The following is a 19,547-nucleotide window of genomic DNA, read 5'->3' as shown; positions in this document are numbered from 1 at the left end:
GTCGGCTCACCAAGCCGCCGTCTTTGCACGTACGTTTCGGCGATCGACGTCTCGCGATGGCTATCAACAGCCCGAACGGCGGTTGGGTGCGCGCAATTTCGTCGAATTGGGGCGCTCGGTGGTCACCGAGGCGGTGTCAATGCGAGGATTGCTGCCCGTGGCAGGTCATTGGGTCTCCGTGCTCACCGGGCTCGTGCCGCTGGCGTTGGTCATTGCGCTCTCGCCGTTGTCGGTGATCCCAGCGGTACTGGTCGTACACTCGCCGCAGCCGCGGCCGAGCAGCCTGGCCTTCCTGGGCGGCTGGCTGTTGGGCTTGGCCGTGGTGACCGCCGTCTTTGTTGCGGCCTCCGGCGCACTTGGCGGTTTGAGCACAACATCGCCGGCCTGGGCATCCTGGCTACGGGTGGTCCTCGGGTCGGCACTGATCGTGTTCGGCGTGCTTCGGTGGCTGACCCGGCATCGCCACACCGAAATGCCGGGCTGGATGCGCGCATTCGCCAGCTTCACCCCGGCACGCGCCGGATTGGTAGGGGCCGTGCTGGTGGTGGTGAGACCCGAGGTGCTGATCATTTGCGCGGCGGCCGGATTGGCCATCGGCAGCGGCGGCCACGGCGCCGCGGGTTCCTGGATTTACACGGCATTCTTTGCCATGTTGGCTGCATCCACGGTCGCGATCCCGATATTGGCCTACGTGGCTGCCGGTGACCGACTCGACGATTCGCTGGAACGACTTAAAGACTGGATGGAGAAGAACCATGCCGGGATGGTCGCGGCCATTCTGGTCGTGATCGGTTTACTGCTGCTCTACAACGGAGTTCACGCGATGTGATGCGGCGTACAACGCACGGCCGCGATCATCTACGGTAGTTATCTGGCGGCGCTAGACGGCCTGAGAATGCCTCCAACGAAGGAGTGGCCCGTGAGCCAGACGGCCCGGCGGTTGGGTCCGCAGGACATGTTTTTCCTGTACTCCGAATCGTCGACCACGATGATGCACGTTGGTGCGTTGATGCCGTTCACGCCGCCCTCGGGTGCGCCGCCGGACTTGCTGCGCCAACTCGTCGACGAAAGCAAGGCCAGCGAGGTCGTCGAACCCTGGAGCCTAAGACTGAGCCATCCGGAGCTGCTATACCATCCCACGCAGTCCTGGGTCGTTGATGACAACTTCGACCTGGACTACCACGTGCGCCGGTCGGCGCTGGCCAGCCCTGGCGACGAGCGTGAACTCGGGATCCCGGTGTCCCGCTTGCATAGTCACGCCCTGGACCTACGCCGTCCGCCGTGGGAAGTGCATTTCATCGAAGGCCTCGAAGGTGGCCGGTTCGCGATCTACATCAAGATGCACCACTCGTTGATAGACGGCTATACCGGCCAGAAAATGCTGGCCCGCAGCCTGTCCACCGACCCGCACGACACCACCCACCCGTTGTTCTTCAACATTCCCACACCTGGCCGATCACCCGCCGACACTCAAGACTCCGTCGGCGGCGGTTTGATAGCTGGGGCCGGTAACGTGCTCGATGGCCTGGGCGACGTGGTGCGGGGGTTGGGCGGGCTGGTCAGCGGGGTCGGTAGCGTCTTAGGTTCGGTGGCCGGTGCGGGACGATCGACGTTCGAGCTCACCAAGGCGCTGGTCAACGCCCAGCTGCGCAGTGATCACGAGTACCGCAACCTCGTCGGCTCGGTGCAAGCGCCGCACTGCATACTCAACACCCGCATCAGCCGCAACCGCCGCTTCGCCACCCAGCAATATCCGCTGGATCGACTGAAAGCCATTGGGGCTCAATATGATGCCACAATCAACGACGTCGCGTTGGCGATCATCGGAGGCGGCTTACGACGTTTTCTGGACGAGCTGGGTGAGCTGCCCAACAAGTCGCTGATCGTGGTCTTGCCGGTCAACGTGCGACCCAAGGACGACGAGGGCGGCGGCAACGCGGTCGCGACCATCCTGGCGACGTTGGGTACCGACGTTGCCGATCCGGTGCAGCGGCTGGCGGCGGTCACGGCGTCAACCCGCGCGGCCAAGGCTCAGCTGAGGTCCATGGACAAGGACGCGATCCTGGCCTATAGCGCCGCGTTGATGGCGCCGTACGGGGTGCAGTTGGCCAGCACGCTCAGTGGGGTGAAGCCACCCTGGCCGTACACGTTCAACCTGTGTGTCAGCAATGTGCCGGGGCCCGAGGACGTGCTCTACCTGCGGGGCAGCCGGATGGAGGCGTCCTATCCGGTCTCCCTGGTGGCGCACAGCCAGGCTCTCAACGTTACTTTGCAGAGTTACGCCGGCACGCTGAACTTTGGATTCATCGGCTGCCGTGACACACTGCCACACCTGCAGCGGCTCGCCGTCTACACCGGCGAAGCGCTCGATCAGTTGGCGGCGGCTGACGGCGCCGCGGGCCTCGGTTCCTGAATTCCGGATCACCGCACGCATCGTCACCGTCGTCCTGGGGTGGCCGCTGCGATCATGATGGCCACCAGTGCGATGAGCCCGACGACGACCAGGGGGTGCCACCATTGGGCGCCAAGCCAATACGCGTGAGTGCCTACCCAGCCGGGCTGCTGCTGGGTGCCGAACAGCCATTCGCGTACGACGGGCGTCGCCAACGCGAGTACCGCGCCGACAACCGAGAAAGACAGCAGTGCAAAAAGGAGCCTGCCGGAGACCTGCCAAGTGCCTAGGACGACCAGCAAGCCCCCAGTCCCGGCCGCGATCAGGCCAGTGACTCCGAACACGGTCACCGACTGGATCGCCGCCGCGACGCCGAGCACAAGTAGCAGCGCGCCGGCGATAATGGTCGATCTGGCAATGCCTTTGGTCAACGAGACCACTCGGTATCCACTGAGGGTGAGTGTCCGCAACGTGATCAGTGGTGGCTTCAATACACTGGGCAGCTGCCGGACCGAGCCGGCTGCTCCGGCCGCAGTCGCGGCGGCTTTGGCGACCGTGTGCGCCATCAGTGGTGAGCCCTTGTCGCTGGCGAATGTTTCGCCTGCGATTGGATTTTCGTTCAGCAGAGCATATTTGGCGTCGCCAGGGTGAGCGGCCAATACCTTGGTCGCCCATGTTCGTGAACTCGTCGGGCTCCAGTCCGGCAATTTTCCGGGCTGTGGGTCGAGCACCGTGTTGGCCAGTCCGTCCAATTCCTCTTCGAGGACTCGTTGTTGCCACGCCTGCGACAACCACAGCGCGGTCCACGGAATGCTGGCCGGCAGCGGCTTTGCTGGGTCGTCCAGGAAGCCAAGCTCATCGAGCAGCATGTCCTCGGTCAGATGTTGGGCCGGCCCGCCGCCGACCGCCGGCAGCGGGTAGCCCGGACTCGGAAAGTCAGGTGCCCCAAGTTCTTTGAGTTTGCCTAGGAACCATTGTGCACCGCTCTGCGGCCCGTTGGTATCGGCGCGCTCCCCGACGATCCAGCGCACCCGGCGCGGGTCTAGCAGCACGTGGACGAGCCATCCCGCTCCGTCGAGTCGGCCCCACATCCAGTCATTGGCTCGCCATGACCTCTTGTAGAACGCACCGAAATGATGCAAGCGCATGCCGGTGAGCTTCTGCTGGGCTGTCTGCCAGTCAGGTGCGAGCAGGCTGCGGGTGTCGGCGCTAACCTGCACGAGTTCGAGGCCTTGCTCGATCTCTGCGTCGGCCGGGAGCATCGCGCGCTGCGTCGTGGCGAGATCGAATAGCTTCCATGCCATGGTCGGTGCGTCGCGCGAGTCGTCGGCACGCCCTGGATAGGTCCCCAGATAGCTGAGGTACGTTTCCAACTGACCGGCTGCAACATGGTCCCGGGCGAGCAGAGAGTCTGTCGGGGCACCCGAGTCGGCTGAAGCGCTGGCGGCAAGTTGCGTCAAGGTCGGGTAGGCGTTCACCAAGGCGGCACCGAGCCGCTCCCAAGCGTCGCCGGGCACCGTGGATTGTTGGAGATAGTCGGCAGCGAGCTGGTCAGCGGCGTTCTCGAGCGACCCTTGTCGGATCGCTGGTCTGCTACACATCGTCCGCACTAGCACACTGAGATCGGATGACGCGGTCGGTCGCCACGCCCGGTGGATTGCTTCGGTGACTTCCGCCAACGCGGCGATGTCAGCATCCGAACGTGCCAGCTGGAATGCCGCCCGGATGACGGTGAGCGCGCATCCTTTTGCAAGGTCGTAGGCCGGCTGACCGAACCGAGCCAGCTCGGCTGGACTCTGTGGGAGCGGCTGGGCGGTCGGCTGCGACCAAGAAAGCAGGATCGTCGCGGTGATCTGCTGCCGGCACACCTTGTCGGCGTCACCACCGACGGTGAGTTCGGCTGACCAGCTCTTGGGAAGGCTTTCGGTTGCCGGGCCCGACTCCGGCGGACAGGTGGAAAGCCGGCGCAGCAGAGCGCTGGTGAGGGTCTGGGCCTGCTTGGTTGCCTCGCGGGTCCGGTAATCCGTGAGCAGGGACGGGGTGAGCAACCGTGTGCCGTTCCGCAGCGTTGCCGCCAGCTCTGCGAGCCGCAGTTTGGCATCTGTGCGCGCTTCCATGCAGTCCTGATGGGCGCGGATCGCGCGTAGGTCGGCCGCGATCGACTGGGTGGTGACCGCGGCCAGGCCCTTCAGCAGCCCGTCGATGAGCCCGAGTGGCTCGTCGACGTTGTCCGGTGGTGGCTCATGCATCGGGTCGGGTGCGGGTCCGGACGATGGTACGACGAACAGGAGCACCCGGCGAACCGGCCGTCGGGCTGGACGGTCGAAGATGCGCTTGAACAAAACGCCAATTGGCCGGTTGTCCAGCAAGCCACCATCGCTAACCCAGTGCGGACGGGTAAGGCTGGTGAACGGCGCCATCGCCGGTCGAGCCGGCACCTCTCCCTTCTTGGCGGTTCCCTTCGTGAACGGCAGAAAGGAGGGTTCGAACGCAAGTGGGAATGAGGCGGAACTGCGCGCTGCTAGTGCCAGCGCCGGCGCCGTGTCTGGCCGCGCCAGGTCGGTTTCGGTGAAGGTGAACAGACCGCGGAGGTCGACATCCTGGACGAGAGTGCCGAATGAGTCGGTGAATCTGCTTGTTTCCCCGGCTAGCAGCGTCGTCGTGATGTACAGGGTGGTGGACGGGGTGCGCGCGGCCTCCGGAAAGGTCGTGGGCGGGAACGGCCCGGTCGCCAGCTTGGGAAGCCGCTTGGCCAGAGCGGCGAATATGCGTTCGTCGCCGTACAAGAGGGACGGTGTTTTCTTGTCCCGCGGATCTCGGAGAAGCTCGGTCAAGGCCCCAAGATCGAGCCAGAGGTCGCGGATCCCGCCCAGGTCAGACCCGGTGACTCGGGATGACGCAAGCAAAGCCGCGTTGATGCCGCCCGCACTTGTTCCCGACAAGATGTCGACGTCGACGACCATGTCGAGGAGGTCGATTAGTTGAGCGTAGAGCCGCAGGGAAGCGGCTGACTCGTTGGTGAGTTGGCTGTTGGTCGGGAAGGTTCCCCCCAGCCTGCGCCATTGTGAGGCCTGCGCGAGCAGGTTGATCTCCCGCGTAACACCGGCCATCCAGATCGCGAGGCTGACGCCGCCCGTCATGGTCGTCGCGAATCGTAGTTCCTGCGTCAATGCCGTTACCGGTGACGGCTTTTCGAATGCCAGCGACAGCCCCTCGATGCCGTGGGGTCCGCCCGGTGGGGTCGGGTCCCTTAGACCAGATTGCCAGAGCACGCCAACCGCGGCGGGGAACAACGCCGACGCATCCGCGCAAACCGGTCGTGCTATCCGGCGGCCGGTGTGCGGGGTATCGCGTAGGCCCGTGCCGGCACCCGCAGCGCATTGTTGATACCGCTGCCGGCGTTGACCGAGTGCCCCAGCGGTAGCCCGCCCAGCATGTGTCCGGGGGCGGTTTGGGCGGCGCTGGTCAGGCTGGTCAGCGGCAGCGCCCGCGCCGCCGGGGTGACCGCCTGGTTGGCCGCGGCCCATGCTGGCGGCACCGACAACGAACCGACCGAGGCCGCCCGACCCAAGTTGGCGGCCACCCCAGCGCCCAGACCCGAAGAACCCAGCGACGAACCCAGCTGGCTGCCCAGCGAGCTCATCGCCCAGACCCCGTTTTCCGCCGCGGTTTCCACGGCCTGAGCCGCCGCCGGAGCTAAGCCCTTCAACATCGAGTGCAAGGTGTTGGTCATCGACACACCCGTGCCCATCATCGACATGTGGTTGTTGGCTATCGAACTGACGTTGCTGAGCGGCGACAGATGCGGCGAGACCGCCGTCCACAGCCCACCCAGCTTGGAAGAAGGTACGACGCCCTGCGCTGGCTGGGCCAGCTGTTGCAGCGCTTGGGGCACATTGTTCATCAACTGGTTCGCCGCGGCGGTGTCGATGGCCTCCTCGACCGCGACGGCCTGCTCAAGGAGCCCGCCGGGGTTGGTGATCAGTGGGGCGTCCTCGAACGGCAGCAACGCCTCGGTCGCCGTCGCCGCCGTGGCGGCGTAGCCATACATCGCCTCCGCGTCTTGGCCCCACATCTGGCTGTATGCGGCCTGATTGGCCTCGATCGCCGGCGTGTTTTGCCCCAAGAGGTTGGTCGCGGTCAGCGTCATCAGTTCGGTACGGTTCTCGGCGATCACCGGCGGGGGCACCGTCAGCCTATACGCTGTCTCGTAGGCCGCCGCAGCAACCCGGACCTGGGCGGCGGTCAGCTGGGCCTGCCCCGCGGTGACGCTCATCCACGCCACATACGGCGAGGCCGCCGCCGCCATCAGACCCGCCGACGAACCTATCCACGACCCCACCGTCAGACCCCAGACCACCGACTGAAACGCCGACGCGGCCGAAAACAGGTCACTCGCCACGCTGTCCCACATCTTCGCGGCGGCCACCAGCGAGGCCGAACCCGGGCCGGCGTACATCCTCGCGGAGTTGATCTCCGGTGGTAACGCCCCGAAATCCACCACTTCGATAATCCTTCCGCTCGAATACCGTCAGGTCAGCTAGCCGGTGACCACAGCGTTGGCGGCCTCGGTGTCCGCATATGAACTAGCGCTGGTGGCCAGCGTGGTCACAAACTGCTCATGGATCACCGCGGCCTTGGCGCTGGCCGTCTGATACGTCGCCGCATGCGTACGGAATTGTGTGGCAAGCAGCAGCGACACCTCGTCGGCAGCCGGGGGCACCACCCCAGTCGTCGGCACGGCTGCGGCGGCATTGCTAGCCTTCAGCGTTGCCCCCAGGGAACGAAGTTCGCCAGCCGCGGCCGCCAACATCTCCGGTTGCGCAGTGAAAGACACGCGTGCTCCTCCTCATTTAGCCCGAGCATCGGCCCGGGAGCTCAAGATTGATTGGTAGTCAAGCGATCTGATCGCCCGCCTGGCGCGCACGCCAAGCGTTGGTGACGACTGGTCCGGCCAAATCGACCCCAACACGGGGTGAACGCTACATTAACCAATCGTGAAGTCCTATACCTCGCAGGCACTTCAACGAAATTAGTTGCACTAAAGAGCGGCATCGAGTCTGCATCCACGCCGGCGACACGCCGAGGGACGTCACCTTGACCGCAGAGTCAAAACCGACCACGCTCCAGCCCTGCACGGCGGGTGCTGACGTCGGTCACTATGGTGACCGTCAGACGGCGCGACAATGCGAATCGCATGGAGGACACCATGACCGTTTCCATTGCACCTCCATCGCGCCCGAGTCAGGCCGAGACCCGTCGGGCCATTTGGAACACGATCCGGGGATCGTCGGGCAATCTGGTCGAGTGGTATGACGTCTACGTCTACACCGTGTTCGCTACGTATTTCGAGGACCAATTCTTTGATCGGGCCGATCGCAACTCGACGGTCTATGTCTACGCGATCTTCGCTGTTACCTTCGTGACCCGGCCCGTCGGATCGTGGTTCCTTGGTCGGTTTGCCGACCGCCGCGGCCGCCGGGCCGCGCTGACGTTCAGTGTGTCGCTGATGGCCGCCTGTTCGCTGATCGTGGCGTTGGTGCCGTCTCGCTCGAGCATTGGCGTCGCTGCGCCGATCCTGCTTATTTTGTGTCGGCTCGTCCAGGGATTTGCGACCGGCGGAGAGTACGGCACGTCGGCGACGTACATGTCTGAGGCCGCGACGCGGGAGCGGCGCGGCTACTTCTCGTCGTTTCAGTATGTGACGCTGGTGGGTGGGCACGTGCTTGCCCAGTTCACCCTGCTAGTCATCCTGGCGGTCTTCACCCGCGAGCAGGTTCACGAATTCGGCTGGCGCATCGGCTTCGCCGTAGGCGGTGGCGCCGCGATCGTGGTGTTCTGGTTGCGGCGCACGATGGATGAATCGCTCAGTCAGGAACGCCTGACTGCGATCAAGGCCGGGCGGGACCACGACTCCGGGTCGCTCCGTGAACTGGCCACCCACTATTGGAAGCCATTGCTGCTCTGTTTCCTCGTCACGTTGGGCGGCACGGTCGCGTTTTATACCTACAGCGTCAATGCACCTGCGATCGTCAAGAGTGTCTACGGTTCGCAGGCGATGACCGCTACTTGGATCAACCTGGTTGGTCTGATTCTGTTGATGATGCTGCAGCCCATCGGGGGCATGATCAGCGACAAGATCGGCCGCAAGCCACTGCTGCTGTGGTTCGGCGTCGGCGGACTCATCTATACCTACGTCCTTGTTACTTATCTTCCCGAAACACGTTCGCCGACAATGTCGTTTCTATTGGTGGCCGTTGGCTATGTGATTCTGACCGGATACTGCTCGATCAATGCACTGGTCAAGTCCGAACTGTTCCCCGCGCACGTGCGCGCCCTTGGTGTCGGAGTCGGCTATGCACTGGCGAACTCGGTCTTCGGCGGCACCGCGCCGCTGATCTACCAGGCTCTTAAGGAACGCGATCAGGTGCCGATGTTCATCGCCTACGTGACCGCGTGCATAGCGGTCTCGCTGATTGTCTATGTGTTTTTCATCAAGAACAAGGCCGATACCTACCTCGACCGCGAGCAGGGATTTGCATTCTACGGGCACGCATAGCTGTAGCGTCTGGGTAACACCTTTCGCCGAGCGTGCAATCACTGCGAAAATGGCGCCTTGGGTTCCGTGGATGGACCACGAACCGGGTGCCGGATTGACGCCGAATCTGGGGTGACTGCGGGCCGCTCGGTAGGACAGGATCGTGGTAGGGCATGCAAACGGATGGTTCTGGATCCCCTGATGGACCCGATATCAATGGCAGCTGAATCGTTCTCGGTCCACGGGCCGGGCGGTGTCTGAACCGCCCCGGTGAGTCCGGAGACTCTCTGATCTGAGACCTCAGCCGGCGGCTGGTCTCTGGCGTTGAGCGTAGTAGGCAGCCTCGAGTTCGACCGGCGGGACGTCGCCGCAGTACTGGTAGAGGCGGCGATGGTTGAACCAGTCGACCCAGCGCGCGGTGGCCAACTCGACATCCTCGATGGACCGCCAGGGCTTGCCGGGTTTGATCAGCTCGGTCTTGTATAGGCCGTTGATCGTCTCGGCTAGTGCATTGTCATAGGAGCTTCCGACCGCTCCGACCGACGGTTGGATGCCTGCCTCGGCGAGCCGCTCGCTGAACCGGATCGATGTGTACTGAGATCCCCTATCCGTATGGTGGATAACGTCTTTCAGGTCGAGTACGCCTTCTTGTTGGCGGGTCCAGATGGCTTGCTCGATCGCGTCGAGGACCATGGAGGTGGCCATCGTGGAAGCGACCCGCCAGCCCAGGATCCTGCGAGCGTAGGCGTCGGTGACAAAGGCCACGTAGGCGAACCCTGCCCAGGTCGACACATAGGTGAGGTCTGCTACCCACAGCCGGTTAGGTGCTGGTGGTCCGAAGCGGCGCTGGACGAGATCGGCGGGACGGGCTGTGGCCGGATCAGCGATCGTGGTCCTGCGGGCTTTGCCGCGGGTGGTCCCGGACAGGCCGAGTTTGGTCATCAGCCGTTCGACGGTGCATCTGGCCACCTCGATGCCCTCACGGTTCAGGGTTAGCCACACTTTGCGGGCACCGTAAACACCGTAGTTGGCGGCGTGGACGCGGCTGATGTGCTCCTTGAGTTCGCCATCGCGCAGCTCGCGGCGGCTGGGCTCCCGGTTGATGTGGTCGTAGTAGGTCGATGGGGCGATCGGCACACCCAGCTCGGTCAGCTGTGTGCAGATCGACTCGACACCCCACCGCAAACCATCGGGGCCCTCGCGGTGGCCCTGATGATCGGCGATGAACCGGGTAATTAGCGTGCTGGCCGGTCGAGCTCGGCCGCGAAGAAAGCCGACGCGGTCTTTAAAATCGCGTTCGCCCTTCGCAATTCGGCGTTGTCCCGCCGCAAGCGCTTCAGCTCAGCGGATTCTTCGGTCGTGGTCCCGGGCCGTGCGCCGGCATCGACCTGCGCCTGGCGCACCCACTTACGCACCGTCTCCGCGCAGCCAACACCAAGTAGACGGGCGACCTCACTGATCGCTGCCCACTCCGAATCGTGCTGACCGCGGATCTCTGCGACCATCCGCACCGCCCGCTCACGCAGCTCCGGCGGGTACCTCCTCGATGAACCACCTGACATGACCCCATCCTTTCCAAGAACTGGAGTCTCCGGACATGCCGGGGCGGTTCAGTCCGTATCGTCGCCGACCGCTTGGGAGACCCGCGAGCGCGTGCCGTGGTGTTCTTGCATGGCGGTGGACAGACGCGACGCTCATGGGGTCGGGCCGCAGCCGCTGTCGCCGAACGTGGCTGGCAAGCGGTCACGATCGATCTGCGCGGGCATGGCGAATCCGACTGGTCGAGCGAAGGCGACTATCGGTTGGTCAGCTTCGCCGGCGATATCCAGGAAGTGCTGCGCAACCTGCCTGGGCAGCCGGCGCTGGTGGGCGCCTCCTTGGGTGGGTTTGCCGCGATGCTGCTGGCGGGGGAGCTCTCGCCGGGCATTGCCAGCGCAGTGGTGCTGGTGGACATCGTGCCGAATATGGACCTGGCCGGGGCGAGCAGGATCCACGCGTTCATGGCCGAACGGGTGGAATCGGGGTTCGGCTCGTTGGACGAGGTGGCTGACGTCATCGCCAACTACAACCCGCATCGGCCGCGGCCTTCGGATCCGGATGGCTTGGTGGCCAACCTGCGCCGCCGCGGTGATCGCTGGTATTGGCACTGGGATCCGCAGTTCATCGGTGGTATCGCGGCGTTTCCTCCCGTAGAGGTCACCGACGTCGACCGCATGAATGCAGCCGTTGCGACGATCCTGCGCGACGAAGTGCCGGTGCTTCTCGTGCGCGGCCAAGTCAGCGACATCGTCCGCCAAGAAAGCGCCGACCAATTTCTCTCGCGGTTTCCGCAAGTCGAGTTCACCGATGTGCGCGGCGCCGGACATATGGTCGCCGGCGATCGCAACGACGCTTTCGCAGGGGCGGTCCTAGATTTTCTCGCTCGGCATGTCGGCGTCCGATGATGGGGTTAGGGAAGGTCCTGCACAGCCAACCCGCGAGCGCGTGTGTCCGTACACCGACGTCGGCCCTAGCTTGTCGCCCCTACGTGTCGCTCATCTGGGTTCCGAGCCGGCGCGCGGCCGCGAGAAGGTGACCGACGACCGCGGCGACGTCGGCATCGGCGACGTTTACCGCCACGCTGGGATCCGACACCAGCCGATCGTTGCGCAATCGCCGGTACGCGATACGCCACTGGCCGTCCTGCTTGATGAGGCGATCCTGGTACTCGCCCGAGCCGAGGATCTTGTAGCCGGCGGCAGTGGCCAGAGTGACCACGCTGGCGCTGCGCCCGGTGGCGACGTCCCCGTCGACCTCGTAGAGAAGATCCGTGGTCAAGTGGCGGCCCCGCACGACGCGGGCATGCGCATCTGCGTATTCGCGTAATGCGGGCCGCCCCCGGATCACCCAGCCGTCGAACTCGAAGGCACCGTCCTCGGTAAAGCATCCCGCCCAGCCTTCGCCATCCTGGGTGTCGATCGTCAAACAGTACCGAGCACACAGTGCCTGGATCCTGAGTATCTCGATCCACTGCTCATCCACCGGGCGCATTGTGTGGCCGGTGGTGGGGGATGTCAACCCGGCCCGAACGGGAGCGAGCGTCAACGTCGACAGACGCTGTGCTGCAGGCAACCGTCGCGCTCTCCGCCGGTCACAAACCCGCGTTCCGAGGATTCGTCAAGGATCCGCCAAGAGCGCGGGCACACGCTGCTGCCATGTTCGTCAGCAACGCCAGGGAGGCAGAGCCGTTCGTGGCGCCGGACTTGTCCGAGATTCGGGTCCTGGTGGATCGGGCCACTGTGGGCGTCGCCTCGGTCAGTCTGGCCCATGCGACCGTGGCGGCGGGAGCCGAGACCGTATGGCACCGATTGCAAGCCACCGATGAGATCTATTTTGTTCTCTCGGGGCGCGGGCTGGTTTCGGTCGGAGACGAATCTGGCGAGGTCGGGCCCGGCGATGCGGTCTGGATACCGGCTGGTGTCCCGCAGAAAATCCGGGCCCTAGGTTCAGTTCCGTTGACATTCTTGTGCGCCTGCGGCCCGGCCTACCTACCGGAACGCGATCAGCGCATGGGCGAGGCCGCCGTGATCGGGGCATGGCCGTGACTCCCGTGACCGTCGGGGATCATCTCGTCGCCAGGATGCGCGCAGCCGGCATTTCGGTCGTATGCGGGCTACCGACTTCCCGGCTCGATTCGTTGCTGGTGCGTCTGTCCCGCGATGCCGGCTTTCAGATCGTGTTGGCCCGGCACGAGGGCGGCGCCGGCTACCTGGCCGACGGGTTCGCCCGCGCGTCCGGCAAGTCCGCTGCGGTGTTTGTGGCGGGACCTGGGGCGACCAACGTCATTAGCGCCGTGGCCAATGCGTCGGTGAATCAGGTTCCGATGCTTATCCTGACCGGGGAGGTGGCGGTCGGAGAATTCGGCCTGCACTCGCAGCAGGATACGAGCGACGACGGACTGGGCCTGGGCGCAACCTTCCGCCGGTTCTGCCGCTGTTCGGTGTCCATCGAATCGATCGCCAATGCGCGCAGCAAGATCGATTCGGCGTTCCGGGCCTTGGCGAGCATCCCTCGCGGACCGGTGCACATTGCTCTGCCGCGCGATCTAGTGGACGAGCGGCTGCCGGCTCACCAACTTGGAACTGCCGCGGCCGGTCTTGGGGGCCTAAGAACCCTGGCGCCGTGCGGTCCTGATGTCGCTGACGAGGTGATCGGTAGGCTGGATCGGTCGCGTGCCCCCATGCTCGTGCTGGGGAATGGCTGCCGGCTGGACGGCATCGGCGAGCAGATCGTCGCGTTTTGCGAGAAGGCGGGACTTCCTTTTGCGACCACACCGAACGGGCGGGGGATCGTCGCGGAAACCCATCCGCTGTCTCTGGGTGTGCTCGGCATATTTGGTGACGGCAGGGCCGACGAGTACCTCTTCGACACACCGTGCGACCTGTTGATCGCGGTCGGTGTTTCCTTCGGCGGGTTGGTTACCCGCTCCTTTTCGCCCCGCTGGCGCGGGCTGAAAGCCGACGTCGTCCATGTCGATCCCGATCCATCGGCAGTTGGCCGATTCGTCGCTACGTCGCTCGGGATCACCACGTCCGGGCGCGCGTTCGTCAATGCCCTGAACTGCGGGCGGCCGCCACGCTTTTGTCGGAGGGTGGGCGTGCGGCCGCCGGCGCCAGCGGCGTTGCCGGGGACCCCGCAAGCGCGGGGGGAATCGATTCACCCGCTTGAGCTGATGCACGAACTGGACCGCGAGCTTGCACCCAACGCCACGATATGCGCCGACGTGGGTACCTGCATTTCTTGGACGTTTCGTGGGATACCGGTGCGGCGGCCCGGCAGATTCTTTGCCACCGTTGACTTTTCGCCCATGGGATGCGGCATCGCCGGAGCCATTGGCGTGGCCCTGGCTCGACCGGAAGAACACGTCATATGCATCGCCGGGGACGGGGCTTTCTTGATGCATGGCACGGAGATTTCCACTGCGGTTGCGCACGGGATCAGGGTGACCTGGGCTGTCCTCAACGACGGACAAATGAGTGCCAGCGCCGGCCCGGTCAGCGGGCGGATGGATCCGTCGCCGGTCGCTCGCATCGGCGCGAACGATCTGGCGGCGATGGCCCGCGCCCTTGGAGCGGAAGGGATTCGGGTCGATACGCGCTGCGAGCTGCGCGCCGGTGTGCAAAAAGCGTTGGCCGCCACCGGTCCCTGCGTCCTCGATATCGCGATCGATCCAGAGATCAACAAACCCGACATTGGACTGGGTCGATAGGACACCAGCCGCGCGTCCAAGAATTCATCAAGGATCCGGCAAGGGTGCGGGCTGACACTGATGCTCATGACTGCGACCCACAGAGAGCCGATTGTCCTGGACACGACCGTCCGTGACGGCAGCTATGCGGTGAACTTCCAGTACACCGACGACGATGTCCGCAGGATTGTCGGGGATCTCGACGCAGCGGGAATTCCCTACATTGAAATCGGTCACGGCGTCACCATCGGAGCCGCCGCGGCGCAGGGCCCGGCGGCTCACACCGACGAAGAATATTTCCGCGCCGCCCGATCGGTGGTTCGAAACGCGAGACTTGGTGCCGTGATCGTGCCGGCCCTGGCCCGCATCGAGACGGTCGATTTGGCCGGAGACTATCTGGACTTTCTGCGCATATGTGTCATCGCCACCGAATTTGAGTTGGTGATGCCGTTCGTCGAGCGTGCGCAGTCAAAAGGTCTGGAGGTTTCGATCCAGCTGGTGAAGTCGCATCTCTTCGAGCCCGATGTGCTTGCTGCTGCCGGGAAGCGGGCCCGCGATGTGGGCGTCCGGATCGTTTACGTGGTGGATACGACGGGAACCTTCCTGCCCGAGGACGCGCGCCGCTACGTCGAGGCTCTCCGCGGTGCCAGCGATGTCTCCGTCGGCTTCCACGGGCACAACAACCTCGCCATGGCCGTCGCCAACACCTTGGAGGCATTCGACGCCGGGGCCGATTTCCTGGATGGAACGCTGATGGGTTTCGGTCGCGGGGCCGGGAATTGCCAGATCGAGTGCCTCGTCGCCGCGTTGCAGCGGCGCGGGCACCTGGCGGCAGTCGACCTGGATCGGATTTTCGACGCAGCGCGATCGGATATGTTGGGCCGGAGCCCGCAGAGTTACGGCATCGATCCGTGGGAGATCTCGTTCGGATTCCACGGACTCGATTCGCTGCAGGTCGAGCACCTCCGCGCAGCGGCCCAACAGGCGGGGCTTTCCGTGTCCCACGTTATTCGGCAGACCGCGAAAAGTCATGCGGGGCAGTGGTTGTCCCCGCAAGACATCGATCGAGTGGTCGTGGGAATGAGGGCGTGAGTCGTGGGAACACATGCAGCCACCATGAGAGTCCGCGCCGGCGTGCGGTCCAGTCCGCTGTTGTTGCACGCGGGCACGCCTCCGACGGCTGCCGCCGCCGAGAGCGGGATGCGTACCCTGGTTACCGGCAGCTCCGGTCACCTGGGCGAGGCGCTGGTGCGCACTCTGCGTGCACGGGGCGCCGACATCGTCAGCCTCGACAGCAGACCGTCGCGGTACACGAATATCGTTGGCTGCGTGAGTGATCGAGCACTGCTGCGAGACGTGATGGCCGGCGTTGAGGTGGTGTTCCACGCGGCCGCCCATCACAAGCCGCAACTGGCCTTCCTGCCGCGTCAGGCGTTTCTGGACACGAACATCATCGGTACCCAGACCGTGCTGGATGCTGCGGTCGCCGCCAACGTCCGCGCCTTCGTCATGACATCATCGACGACCGTTTTCGGCGACGCCCTGACACCGCCGGCAGACCAGCCCGCGGCGTGGATCGACGAATCCGTCACGCCCATTCCCAAGAACATCTACGGCGTGACCAAAGCTAGCTCCGAGGACCTCTGCCAGTTGGCACATCGCAACGACGGTTTGGCCTGCGTCGTGCTGCGTGTTGCCCGATTCTTCGTCGAGGGCGATGACATGCCTGACCTGTATGACGGGCGCAGCCAGGACAACATCAAAGCCAACGAATATGCCTGCCGGCGGGTCGCGCTCGAAGACGCGGTAGATGCGCACCTCAACGCCGCGCAGCGAGCTCCCCAGCTGGGGTTCGGGCGCTATCTGGTGTCGGCGACCACACCGTTTACCCGTGATGACCTGACGCAGCTGCGCACCGACGCGGCATCGGTGTTCGCCCGGCGGGTACCGCTGGCCGCGGCTGTGTGGACCCAGCGTGGTTGGCGCTTCCCCGACCGCCTCGACCGCGTGTACGTTAACTCCCGCGCTCGCCGTGACTTGAACTGGCGTCCGCGGTTCGACCTAAACGCGGTCGCCGCCAGACTCGCACGCGGGCAGTCGGTGCACACGCCGTTGTCACAACTGGTGGGCTCCAAGGCATATGCCCACAGCTCCTACCACCGTGGCGTGTTTGCTCCGGCCAGGCCCTGACGGACTCGGTGTTTATGGTTGTGCGGCGTTGTGGCGTGTGGCTTTGACTGCTGGGGGTCAATCGGGTTTGTCGTCGTCGTCTTGGTTGTGGAGGAATCGTTCGGGGTGGTGGAAGGTGTTGGTGCGGGGTTGGCCGTGGTCGAGGTGGGGTGGTGGTAGCCATTCGGTGTGGCCGTGGGTGTTGTTGTGGGTGGTCCAGCCTTTTTCGGCGAGTCGGTTGTCGGGGCCGCAGGCCAGGGTCAGCTCGGTGATGTCGGTGCGTCCGGTGCTGGTCCAGGCGGTGACGTGGTGGGCTTGGCTGTGGTAGGCCGGTGCGTCACAGCCGGGTTTGGTGCAGCCGCGGTCGTTGGCGAACAGCATGATCCGCTGGGCCGGGGAGGCTAGGCGTTTGGTGTGATACAGCGCCAGGGGTGTGCCGTGGTCGAAGATCGCCTGGGGGTACCTCCCGCTTGCGGGGGAGTAGTGGTGGGCGTGGCTGGTCATGCGGATCACATCGGCCATGGGTAGCAGGGTGCCGCCGCCGGTGAAGCCCTTGCCGGCGCCGGTTTGCAGGTCGGTCAGGGTGGTGGTGACCACGATCGAGACGGGAAGACCGTTGTGTTGGCCCAGTTTCCCGGAGGCGATCAGCGCGCGCAGCCCGGCCAGCAGCCCGTCGTGGTTGCGTTGGGCTTGGCTGCGGGTGTCGCGGTCGATGGCGGCCGCATCGGGGGTGGTGTCGATGACCGGGGTGTGGTCGTCGGGGTTGGTCGCGCCGGGGGCGGCCAGTTTGGCTAGCACGGCTTCAAAGGTGGCCCGCGCTTGGGGGGTCAGGTAGCCACTTAGCCGTGACATGCCGTCGTATTGCTGGTTGCTCAGGGTGATGCCGCGTTTGCGGGCGCGTTCGGTGTCGGTGAGGTCGCCGTCGGGGTGTAGCCAGTCCATGACCCGCTGGGCGTAGCGGGCCAGCTCGTCGGGACGATATTGAGCGGCTTTGCCGGCCAGGTCGGCTTCGGCGGCCTGGCGGGTGGACACATCCACCGCGGCGGGCAGGTGGGCGAAAAAGGGCGCGAATCACTTTGACGTGCGCCTCGCCGATCAGGCCCTGGCGTTGGGCGGTGGCGGTGGCGGTCAACTGTGGGGCTAGCGGTTCACCGGTGAGTGCTCGACGAGGTCCGAGATCGGCGGCGTCGGCGATGCGCCGGGCGGCGTCGGGCTTGGTGATGCGTAACCGGTTGGCCAGCGCGCAGCACAGCGTGCCGCCCAGTTCTTCCTCGCTGGCTTGGGCGTCAAGTTGGTTGATCAACGCGTGACCCACCGCCGGTAGCCGGCGCACCAAGCATTCCAGACGTTCCAGAGACCGCAGCCGTTCTGGGGTGGTCAACACCTCAAAAGACACCTCGTCCAAGCGGTCCAGCTCGGCATCCAGCGCATCAAAGACCTCGACAATCCGTTCGCGGCTACCCGAACCCATACCCCAAATTCTACGAGGGGCCACCGACAACAATCGCCGCGCTGTGACCGCTGAAGCTAAAGCAACACAAGGGATTACCGAGCTAGGTGCCGCGCATCTCCCCAATGAACCGCTGCGTCTGTTCCCACCTGGGCAGCAGGCCAGACGCGCGCACATCCTCGAAGCTGGGCGCAGCGGCATCACGGTCGGACAGGCTGGGGGCAGCGCCATCGACCAGCGGCCAATCGACCGCCAACGTCGGATCTGTGGCGCAGATGGTGTGCTCGCGCTGCGGATTGTATTCCGCCGAGCACAAGTACATCACCGTCGAATTGTCTTGCAGTGCAAGGAAGCCGTGCGCTAGGCCTTCGGAGACGTAGATCGTCCTACGGTCTTGGTCGTCGAGCAGCACCGAGTCCCATCGGCCGAATGTCGGTGAGCCCTCTCGGATGTCGACGACGACATCGAACACCGAGCCGGAAACGCAGGTCACATACTTGGCCTGGCTCGGCGGCAACTGGGCAAAGTGCAGGCCGCGCAGCACACCGGCCGATGACACCGAGCAGTTCACTTGCCGGACGTCCAAACTGTGACCTGCGAATGCGCGGAACCCATGATCGGTAAGCCATTCGAAGAACAGTCCGCGGGAATCGACATGGATGGTCGGGGTAATCTCCCAGGCGCCGGGGACGTCGAGTTCGCGTGCTTTCATCTCATTGACCGCGTTCTTGATAGCGGGCCTCCGTGGCGTCTTTTAGTGGACGCCACCACGATTCGTTGTCGCGGTACCAGTCGATCGTGGTCCGCAGGCCCTCCTCGAAATCGGTATGCTTTGGCGCCCAGCATAATTCGTCGTAGAGCGTGGACGGGTCGATGGCATAGCGCAGGTCGTGGCCGACGCGGTCGGTGACGTGGTCGAAGTCGTCCGGATCGCGGTCCATCAGTCGCAGCAGCGTGCGCAGCACGGTCAGGTTGTCACGCTCGCCCTCGGAGCTGATCAGGTAGGTTCGGCCGATGCGGCCTCTGTCCAGGATTCGCCGCACCGCGCTGTTGTGGTCGTCGACGTGGATCCAGTCACGGACATTGGCGCCCGCGCCGTAGAGCTTGGGCCGCCGCCCGGTGAGCACATTGGTGATCTGACGCGGAATGAACTTCTCGACGTGCTGATACGGCCCGTAGTTGTTGGAGCAGTTGGAGATCGTCGCGCGTACGCCATAGGACCGAACCCAGGCCCGGACCAACATGTCTGCGCCCGCCTTGGTCGCCGAGTAAGGGCTGGACGGGTTATAGGGCGTCGATTCGGTGAACCGCGCCCGGTCGTCGAGCTCCAAGTCGCCGTAGACCTCGTCGGTGGAGATGTGGTGCAGGCGCACACCGTGGCGTCGCACCGCTTCCAGGATGGTGAAGGTCCCGATGACGTTGGTGTGCAGAAACGGCTCCGGATTGTCCAGTGCATTGTCGACATGGGATTCGGCGGCAAAATGCACCACCGCGTCGGACTCGGCCACCAGCTGCGAAACCAGCTCGGCGTCGGTGATATCGCCCTGAACCAGCCGGATGGCATCCTCCACGTCGGCCAGCGACTCGCGCCGGCCGGCGTAGGTCAGGGCGTCGAGTACGGTAACCGCATCGTCTGGATGCTCACGTACGGCGCTGTGCACGAAATTCGTGCCGATGAATCCCGCGCCACCGGTGACTAGCAACCGCATGGATCAAACCCTAACCGAGCCTTAACCGAGTGGAGCCGCGACCAGTTGGGTTCGCAACCCTC

Annotated in this window: 15 protein-coding genes, 5 other annotated features and 1 other gene; of the genes, 8 read left to right on the top strand and 8 right to left on the bottom strand. The window is 64.7% G+C overall.

What is annotated here, in order from left to right; translation table 11 throughout:
- Window positions 1–139: 139 nt before the first annotated feature.
- The gene (locus Rv3481c) at window positions 140–829 is read left to right on the top strand and encodes an integral membrane protein (RefSeq protein ID NP_217998.1); all 690 of its coding nucleotides are present in this window, start codon (window positions 140–142) and stop codon (window positions 827–829) included.
- A 90-nt stretch (window positions 830–919) separates the two neighbouring features.
- On the top strand, window positions 920–2,413 hold the full coding sequence (locus Rv3480c) for a diacyglycerol O-acyltransferase (protein ID NP_217997.1): 1,494 nt from the start codon (window positions 920–922) through the stop codon (window positions 2,411–2,413).
- 23 nt (window positions 2,414–2,436) lie between these two features.
- On the opposite strand, the gene Rv3479 is transcribed toward Rv3480c, so the two are convergent.
- The 3 genes from Rv3479 to PE31 all read right to left on the bottom strand — a co-directional run bounded on the left by Rv3479 (window position 2,437) and on the right by PE31 (window position 7,229).
- Entirely contained in the window at window positions 2,437–5,502 is a 3,066-nt protein-coding gene (locus Rv3479) for a transmembrane protein (protein NP_217996.2), read from the bottom strand.
- Between the two features lie 212 nt (window positions 5,503–5,714).
- Window positions 5,715–6,896 carry a PE family protein PPE60 gene (gene PPE60, locus Rv3478; RefSeq protein YP_177976.1) on the bottom strand — a complete coding sequence of 394 codons (1,182 nt, stop codon included), beginning with the start codon at window positions 6,894–6,896 and terminating at the stop codon, window positions 5,715–5,717.
- A gap of 36 nt (window positions 6,897–6,932) precedes the next feature.
- Entirely contained in the window at window positions 6,933–7,229 is a 297-nt protein-coding gene (PE31, locus tag Rv3477; RefSeq protein YP_177975.1) for a PE family protein PE31, read from the bottom strand.
- A 372-nt stretch (window positions 7,230–7,601) separates the two neighbouring features.
- Between PE31 and kgtP the strand changes: the two genes are divergently transcribed.
- Window positions 7,602–8,951, top strand: an annotated gene (gene kgtP / locus Rv3476c).
- Window positions 8,952–9,188: 237 nt separating this feature from the next.
- Window positions 9,189–9,216 (top strand) — a repeat region (28 bp inverted repeat at right end of IS6110 :TGAACCGCCCCGGTGAGTCCGGAGACTC).
- Window positions 9,189–10,543 (bottom strand) — a mobile genetic element (IS6110-16, len: 1355 nt. Insertion sequence IS6110.). (Overlaps the previous feature by 28 nt.)
- Window positions 9,231–10,492 (bottom strand) — a sequence feature (similar to insertion sequence element IS986/IS6110 transposase; Probable transposase subunit for IS6110. Identical to many other M. tuberculosis IS6110 transposase subunits. The transposase described here may be made by a frame shifting mechanism during translation, the sequence UUUUAAAG maybe responsible for such a frameshifting event (see McAdam et al., 1990).). It overlaps the preceding feature by 1,262 nt.
- Window positions 10,516–10,543, bottom strand: a repeat region (28 bp inverted repeat at left end of IS6110 :TGAACCGCCCCGGCATGTCCGGAGACTC).
- Window positions 10,544–10,588: 45 nt before the next feature.
- Window positions 10,589–11,374 (top strand): peroxidase BpoA, encoded by a 786-nt coding sequence (gene bpoA, locus Rv3473c; RefSeq protein ID NP_217990.1) that lies wholly within the window; start codon window positions 10,589–10,591, stop codon window positions 11,372–11,374.
- A 79-nt stretch (window positions 11,375–11,453) separates the two neighbouring features.
- Here bpoA and Rv3472 read toward each other — a convergent pair whose 3' ends face one another.
- Window positions 11,454–11,960: a hypothetical protein gene (locus Rv3472; protein ID NP_217989.1), complete on the bottom strand. Its 507-nt coding sequence runs from the start codon at window positions 11,958–11,960 to the stop codon at window positions 11,454–11,456.
- Between the two features lie 20 nt (window positions 11,961–11,980).
- Between Rv3472 and Rv3471c the strand changes: the two genes are divergently transcribed.
- From Rv3471c to Rv3468c, 4 genes are read left to right on the top strand one after another with little or no spacing between them, the layout of a single operon-like run.
- The gene (locus Rv3471c; RefSeq protein NP_217988.1) at window positions 11,981–12,514 is read left to right on the top strand and encodes a hypothetical protein; all 534 of its coding nucleotides are present in this window, start codon (window positions 11,981–11,983) and stop codon (window positions 12,512–12,514) included.
- Between the two features lie 5 nt (window positions 12,515–12,519).
- A complete protein-coding gene (ilvB2, locus tag Rv3470c; protein NP_217987.1) occupies window positions 12,520–14,178 on the top strand; it encodes an acetolactate synthase large subunit in 1,659 nt (552 codons plus the stop codon).
- A 60-nt stretch (window positions 14,179–14,238) separates the two neighbouring features.
- Entirely contained in the window at window positions 14,239–15,249 is a 1,011-nt protein-coding gene (gene mhpE, locus Rv3469c) for a 4-hydroxy-2-oxovalerate aldolase MhpE (RefSeq protein ID NP_217986.1), read from the top strand.
- A 3-nt stretch (window positions 15,250–15,252) separates the two neighbouring features.
- A complete protein-coding gene (locus tag Rv3468c; RefSeq protein ID YP_177974.1) occupies window positions 15,253–16,347 on the top strand; it encodes a dTDP-glucose 4,6-dehydratase in 1,095 nt (364 codons plus the stop codon).
- A gap of 53 nt (window positions 16,348–16,400) precedes the next feature.
- Window positions 16,401–17,772 (bottom strand) — a repeat region (This region is a possible MT-complex-specific genomic island (See Becq et al., 2007).).
- Here the strand turns inward: Rv3468c and Rv3467 are convergent.
- The 4 genes from Rv3467 to rmlB form a co-directional block, all read right to left on the bottom strand.
- Window positions 16,405–17,358 carry a hypothetical protein gene (locus tag Rv3467; protein NP_217984.1) on the bottom strand — a complete coding sequence of 318 codons (954 nt, stop codon included), beginning with the start codon at window positions 17,356–17,358 and terminating at the stop codon, window positions 16,405–16,407. It overlaps the preceding feature by 954 nt.
- Window positions 17,129–17,797 carry a hypothetical protein gene (locus Rv3466; protein ID NP_217983.1) on the bottom strand — a complete coding sequence of 223 codons (669 nt, stop codon included), beginning with the start codon at window positions 17,795–17,797 and terminating at the stop codon, window positions 17,129–17,131. The genes Rv3467 and Rv3466 overlap by 230 nt, the downstream gene beginning before the upstream one ends.
- An 82-nt stretch (window positions 17,798–17,879) precedes the next feature.
- Window positions 17,880–18,488, bottom strand: coding sequence for a dTDP-4-dehydrorhamnose 3,5-epimerase (gene rmlC / locus Rv3465; RefSeq protein NP_217982.1), 609 nt, complete (start codon window positions 18,486–18,488; stop codon window positions 17,880–17,882).
- Between the two features lies 1 nt (window position 18,489).
- On the bottom strand, window positions 18,490–19,485 hold the full coding sequence (gene rmlB / locus Rv3464) for a dTDP-glucose 4,6-dehydratase (RefSeq protein ID NP_217981.1): 996 nt from the start codon (window positions 19,483–19,485) through the stop codon (window positions 18,490–18,492).
- Between the last annotated feature and the right edge of the window lie 62 nt (window positions 19,486–19,547).

It is taken from the genome of Mycobacterium tuberculosis H37Rv (assembly GCF_000195955.2).
Lineage (GTDB): Bacteria > Actinomycetota > Actinomycetes > Mycobacteriales > Mycobacteriaceae > Mycobacterium > Mycobacterium tuberculosis.
Note: the sequence above shows the minus strand (reverse complement) of the source record. Positions and strands in the feature narration are given on the sequence as shown.

Bases quoted from the DNA above. Each gene is read 5' to 3' on its own strand.
- Rv3481c (NP_217998.1), top strand. From the start codon at position 140: ATGCGAGGATTGCTGCCCGTGGCAGGTCATTGGGTCTCCGTGCTCACC.
- Rv3479 (NP_217996.2), bottom strand. From the start codon at position 5,502: ATGGCCGGTGTTACGCGGGAGATCAACCTGCTCGCGCAGGCCTCACAA.
- Rv3472 (NP_217989.1), bottom strand. From the start codon at position 11,960: ATGCGCCCGGTGGATGAGCAGTGGATCGAGATACTCAGGATCCAGGCA.
- Rv3471c (NP_217988.1), top strand. From the start codon at position 11,981: ATGTCAACCCGGCCCGAACGGGAGCGAGCGTCAACGTCGACAGACGCT.
- mhpE (NP_217986.1), top strand. From the start codon at position 14,239: ATGCTCATGACTGCGACCCACAGAGAGCCGATTGTCCTGGACACGACC.
- Rv3466 (NP_217983.1), bottom strand. From the start codon at position 17,797: ATGGGTTCGGGTAGCCGCGAACGGATTGTCGAGGTCTTTGATGCGCTG.
- rmlC (NP_217982.1), bottom strand. From the start codon at position 18,488: ATGAAAGCACGCGAACTCGACGTCCCCGGCGCCTGGGAGATTACCCCG.
- rmlB (NP_217981.1), bottom strand. From the start codon at position 19,485: ATGCGGTTGCTAGTCACCGGTGGCGCGGGATTCATCGGCACGAATTTC.